Origin of the sequence: Methylobacterium sp. B1 (assembly GCF_000333255.1) — a bacterium.
In the GTDB taxonomy this organism is placed as follows: Bacteria; Pseudomonadota; Alphaproteobacteria; order Rhizobiales; family Beijerinckiaceae; genus Methylobacterium; species Methylobacterium fujisawaense.
Map to the genome: position 1 here is coordinate 1 of NZ_BACT01000457.1, position 4,988 is coordinate 4,988.

Sequence of the window (4,988 nt, forward strand, 5' to 3'; positions counted from 1 at the left end):
CCTGGCCGAAGCCTTCTCCGGCTGGCGCGAGAGCCCGCCCCACGACGCCACCATGCTGGCGCCCGAAGCGACCCGGATGGGAATCGCCACCGCCTACGCCCCGGGCTCGAAGTACAAGGTCTACTGGGCGCTGCTCACCGCCCGATAGGAGCGGTTGACCGGCGGGCCCGGCGCCGCGGCGTCCTCACGGCAATCCCTTCACGTTCGGGACCGGCGGGGCCTCCTTGAGCAGCGTCACCGTCACGCGCCGATTGGCGGGCATGTAGGGGTTGTCGGGGAACATCGGCTCGGTGTCGGCCTTGCCGGCGACCGTGGCGAACCGGTCGTCCGGAACGCCGGCGCCGGCCAGGATCTCCCGGACGCTGACCGCGCGGCCCGCCGACAAGTCCCACGGGGGCGCGGCGGGACGCCGGCCGGGGCGGTCCGTGGCGGTGTGGCCCGTGACGGCGATCCGGTTCGGCATCTGGCGCAGGGCCGGGCCGAGCTTCTCCAGCAGGCGCCGGGTGCGGTCGTTGGGCCGGGTCGAGCCTTCCGGGAACATCGAGCGCCCGTCCTGGTCGACGATCGACACGTCGAGCCCCTGCTCGGTCCGGGCGATCACGACGTTCTTCGACACTTCGGCGAAGTCCGGCAGGCTCTGCAGGGCCTGCCGCAGGGAGGCGGCCGCGAGGCCGAAATTCTCCGGCTTGCCGGTGTCGGTCAGGCCGAATTCGCTGCTCTTGTCGAGCCGCGGCGGCGTGGTCCGGTCGGTGGCCTGCTCGGGAGGGATGTCGCGCAGGTGCTTCACGCGGTCGGCGGCCGGCAGGCCGTCGGTCTCGATGATGCCGGCGAACTTGGACTCCGTGTTCACGCCGAAGGCGTCGCGCATGGAGCCCGCCACCATCTGCATCTTCTTCTGGTCCTGCGTCGAATACGCGGCGATCATCACGAAGAAGCTCATCAGCAGCGCCATCAGGTCGGCGAAGGTGACGAACCAGCCGTGGCCGCCATGCGCGCCGCCGCGCTTCTTCCTGGCCATGTCATGCCATCCGCGGGCGCTCCGCCGGGGCTGTCCGGGCGGTCACGCGGCCGCCTCCTCGAACGACCCACGGTGGTGGTGCGGCAGGTAGGCGACGAGCATCTCGCGGACGAGGGTCGGGCTCCTCTGGTCGCGGATCATCAGGATGCCGTCGATGATGAGCGAGCGGGAGACGTCCTCCTCTTCCAGCTTCACGTGCAGCTTGTCGGCGATCGGCAGGGCCACGAGGTTGGCGATGAGCGCGCCGTAGAGCGTGGCCAGAAGCGCGGTCGCCATGGCGGGGCCGAGCTTCGAGGGATCGGACATGTTGGCGAACATCGTCACCATGCCGAGGATCGTGCCGATCATGCCCCAGGCCGGGGCGCAGTCGCCGAAGGCGCGGTAGATCTTCGAGCCTTCGTCGAGGTGCATGAGGAAGTTGTCGCGGTCGCGCTCCATCGTGTCGCGGATGAACTCGCGGTCGTAGCCGTCGGCGACGTAGCGGGCCCCCTGCGCCAGGAAGGGGTCGGAAATCTCTACGTTCTCCAGGGCCATGGGCCCGCTCTTGCGGACCACCTCGGCGATCGTGGTGATCTCCTCGATGAGGTCGTGCGGCCGCACCGCGCGCATGGTGAAGGCGTAGCGCAGGCCCATCGGCAGGCCGTGGGCGATGGTGGCGAAGGGGAAGCGGATGATCGTCGCCATGACCGATCCGCCGAAGATGACGATGACCGCATGCTTGTCGAAATAGGCGGCGAAGTTGCCGCCATCGATCATGATCAGCGTGAACACCACGCCGAAGCCGCCCAGCAGTCCGACACCGGTTGCGAGATCCATGGGACGATGACCCGACGGGCTTTCCGGACAGAGCTGCACCGCGCTCGCATCCGCGACGCAGGCGGCCCGTGCCGAGCCTAGGGCATCGGGCTGAACGGACCGTAAAGGCGACTGTTTCGAACCTGTATCAGTCCGTCATCGCCCGTTCAGGCGGGCGCTGGCATACCCGTTTCCCAAGAGGGGTTTGACCCGGATTCGGCGCTGAAGCCGGCCGTGCGAACCCGTCAGAGACGGCGTGAGACCCGGGTCACACGGGCCGCGCCAGGGGTGGCGGAGCGGTACGATGGTTCGTCTGTACGGGCGGGTCCTGGGTTTCCTGAAGGCGGAGCGTCGGCTGGCCATAGGCTTGGCCGCAACCAACGTCGTCCTGGCGATCGCGGCCTTCGCCGAGCCCCTGCTGATGGGCCGGATCATCGACCAGCTGACCCATCTCAAGCGCGGCGGCGACGCCATGGGCACGATGCTGCCGCTGCTGGCCGCCTGGGTGGCGTTCGGCTTCTTCACCATCGCGGCGGGCGTGTTCATCGCGCTCCACGCTGACCGGCTCGCCCACCGCAACCGGCTGTCGTCGATGGCGAGCTACTTCGAGCACGTCCTCGACCTGCCGCTCGCCTTCCACTCGGCCAACCATTCGGGCCGGGTTCTGAAGGCGATGCTGGAGGGCACCAACGGCATGGCGTGGCTGTGGCTCGGCTTCTTCCGCGACCACCTCGTCGCCCTGGTCTCGCTCGGCGTGCTCCTGCCGATGACCCTCCTGATCAACTGGCAGCTCGGCTCGATCCTGGTGGTGCTGGTGCTGGCGTTCACGGCGCTCACCACCTTCGTGATGCGCCGGACCGAGGCGCTCCAGGGGCAGGTCGAGGAGTTCAATTCGGGTCTGGCCGCCCACGCCTCGGACGCGCTCGGCAACGTCGCGGTGATCCAGTCCTTCACCCGCGCCAAGGCCGAGAAGGACGCGATGCGCGGCATCATCACCAACCTGCTCGCCGCGCAGATCCCGGTCCTGTCCTGGTGGGCGCTCGCCAACGTGGCGACCCGCGCCTCGGCGACCATCACCATGACGGCGATCTTCGTCACCGGCATCTGGCTCTATCAGGCCGGCACCACCACGGTGGGCGAGGTCGTGGCCTTCATGAGCCTCGCCACCGCCTTCGTGGCGCGCCTCGACCACGTGGTCGGCTTCGTCAACGGCCTGTTCCAGCAGGCGCCCAAGATCGCCGAGTTCTTCGAGATCTACGACACCGTCCCGGCGGTGGCCGACCGGCCGCAGGCCCGGCAGGTGGCGCGCTTTGCCGGCGAGGTCACCTTCGAGGACGTCGCCTTCTCGTACGATGGCCGGCGTCAGGCGCTCGACGGCGTCTCGTTCTCGGCGAAGCCCGGCGAGACGATCGCGCTGGTGGGCACCACCGGATCGGGCAAGTCGACGACGCTCGGCCTCCTGCACCGCAGCTTCGACCCGGCCGCCGGCGCGATCCGCATCGACGGGATGGACATCCGCGACGTCGGCCTGTCGTCCCTCCGCCACAACATCGGCGTGGTGTTCCAGGAGCCGATGCTGTTCGCCCGTTCGATCCGCGAGAACCTGCAGGTCGGCTGCCCCGACGCCACGGATGACGAGATGCTCGACGCCCTGGAGCGCGCCCAGGCCAGTGCCTTCATGGCGCGCCAGCCCGCCGGGCTCGACACGGTGATCGGCGAGCGCGGCCGGTCGCTCTCGGGGGGCGAGCGCCAGCGGCTCTCGATCGCCCGGGCGCTCCTGAAGAACCCGCCGATCCTGATCCTCGACGAGGCGACCTCGGCGCTGGACGCGGCCACCGAGCGCAAGCTCCAGGGCGCCCTGGAGACCGTGATGGAGGGCCGCACCACCTTCGTGATCGCCCACCGCCTCGCGACGATCCGCGACGCCGACCGCATCCTGGTGTTCCACGAGGGCCGGATCGTCGAGGCCGGCACCTTCGACCAGCTGGTGGGGCAGAATGGGCGCTTCGCCGAGCTCGCCCGGGCCCAGTTCATGGCGGCGGAGGCGGAGGAAGACGAGGGGCTGGCGCTGGCCGCGTGAGGCTGCCCGGGCGCCGCTGCGCGCACGCCGTCCGCCTCCCCGTGCGGGGAGGGGACGCCCTCACGCCCACCCGATCCGCGCGAAGAACCCCGCGATCTCCGCGGCGGCCCGGTCGGGATCCTCCCGGTGGGGGAAGTGCCCCACCCCCGGGAACAGCGCCAGATCGAGATCCGAGAAGGTCTCGCCCAGGCGGTCGGTCCAGGCGAAGGGAAAGATCGGGTCGTGCTCGGCCCAGCGCACGCAGGTCGGCACGCCGATCGGCGGTAGGGCCGGGGCCTCGCCCTTGAGCATCGCGATCCGCCCGGCATGGGCGGCCCGGTAATGCGCGAAGCCGCCCGCGAGGTTTCCGGGCTTCAGGAAATTGTCCACGAAGGCGTCCAGCACCGGGTCGAACGCTCCCGTCCGGTGCGACCAGTGGCGCAGGAAGTGGCCGATATAGGCGGCGCAGCTCTCCCGGCTGGCGCCCACCAGCGTCACCGCCAGGTCCATCTGGTTGAAAGACTGGTACCAGATCTCGGTGAGGCGGTCCGGCGCCCCGAGCCGGGGGCCGATCCCCGGATAGACGAAGTCGAACAGGAACAGGCCGGCGCACCGCTCCGGGTGAGACCGGGCGAGGGCCTGGATCACCGCTCCGCCGACATCGTGGCCGACGATGCCGGCGCGGTCGATCCCGAGGGCGTCGAGGAGCGCCACCATGTCGGCGGCCTGCTCCGGCGGGCCGAAGGCGCCCGCGGGCTTGTCGCTGTCGCCGAAGCCGCGCAGATCCGGGGCGATCAGGGTGTGGCGGGCGGCCAGGCGCGCCATCACGGGCTCCCAGGTCAGCCAGAATTCCGGCCAGCCGTGGAGCAGCAGCAGCGGCGTGCCCGTGCCGCAGCGCGCCACATGCAGATCGGCGCCGTTCGCGCGGATCGTCAGGTGCTCGATCCGGTCCATCGTCCCTCCCTCTCGGCCCGGCGGGCCAGCATCTTCGCCTGCAGGCGGCTGCGGCGGGCGGCGATCACCGTGCCGTTGATCTCGCCGCCGAACAGGAACATGGCGGCGAGCCAGTAGAGGAACACCAGGAACACCATCGCGGTAGCCAGACCCCCATAGGTC

The 4,988-nt window shown here is 70.2% G+C and carries 5 protein-coding genes and 1 pseudogene; 2 read left to right on the forward strand and 4 right to left on the reverse strand.

Going from position 1 to position 4,988, the window contains the following annotated elements:
- Positions 1-148 (forward strand): CAP domain-containing protein (locus I53_RS35105; protein ID WP_148291134.1); only part of this gene is annotated, 148 nt, incomplete at its 5' end.
- A gap of 36 nt (positions 149-184) precedes the next feature.
- Here I53_RS35105 and I53_RS13310 read toward each other — a convergent pair.
- Together I53_RS13310 and I53_RS13315 are read right to left on the reverse strand one after the other, a co-directional pair.
- Positions 185-1,018 carry a flagellar motor protein MotB gene (locus I53_RS13310; protein ID WP_043351460.1) on the reverse strand — a complete coding sequence of 278 codons (834 nt, stop codon included), beginning with the start codon at positions 1,016-1,018 and terminating at the stop codon, positions 185-187.
- A 42-nt stretch (positions 1,019-1,060) separates the two neighbouring features.
- Positions 1,061-1,834: a MotA/TolQ/ExbB proton channel family protein gene (locus I53_RS13315; protein ID WP_043351462.1), complete on the reverse strand. Its 774-nt coding sequence runs from the start codon at positions 1,832-1,834 to the stop codon at positions 1,061-1,063.
- A 283-nt stretch (positions 1,835-2,117) separates the two neighbouring features.
- On the opposite strand from I53_RS13315, the gene I53_RS13320 reads away from it, so the two are divergent.
- Positions 2,118-3,893 carry a glucan ABC transporter ATP-binding protein/ permease gene (locus I53_RS13320; RefSeq protein WP_043351464.1) on the forward strand — a complete coding sequence of 592 codons (1,776 nt, stop codon included), beginning with the start codon at positions 2,118-2,120 and terminating at the stop codon, positions 3,891-3,893.
- Positions 3,894-3,953: 60 nt separating this feature from the next.
- Here I53_RS13320 and I53_RS13325 read toward each other — a convergent pair whose 3' ends face one another.
- Together I53_RS13325 and I53_RS31265 are read right to left on the reverse strand one after the other, a co-directional pair.
- Entirely contained in the window at positions 3,954-4,826 is an 873-nt protein-coding gene (locus tag I53_RS13325; RefSeq protein WP_043351465.1) for an alpha/beta fold hydrolase, read from the reverse strand.
- A pseudogene (locus I53_RS31265) lies at positions 4,805-4,988 on the reverse strand (hypothetical protein); the annotation flags it as partial. The pseudogene I53_RS31265 and the gene I53_RS13325, both read right to left, overlap by 22 nt.

Excerpts from the sequence above, each read along its gene's own strand:
- I53_RS13325 (WP_043351465.1), bottom strand. The coding sequence starts at position 4,826 with ATGGACCGGATCGAGCACCTGACGATCCGCGCGAACGGCGCCGATCTG.
- I53_RS13315 (WP_043351462.1), bottom strand. The coding sequence starts at position 1,834 with ATGGATCTCGCAACCGGTGTCGGACTGCTGGGCGGCTTCGGCGTGGTG.
- I53_RS13310 (WP_043351460.1), bottom strand. The coding sequence starts at position 1,018 with ATGGCCAGGAAGAAGCGCGGCGGCGCGCATGGCGGCCACGGCTGGTTC.
- I53_RS13320 (WP_043351464.1), top strand. The coding sequence starts at position 2,118 with ATGGTTCGTCTGTACGGGCGGGTCCTGGGTTTCCTGAAGGCGGAGCGT.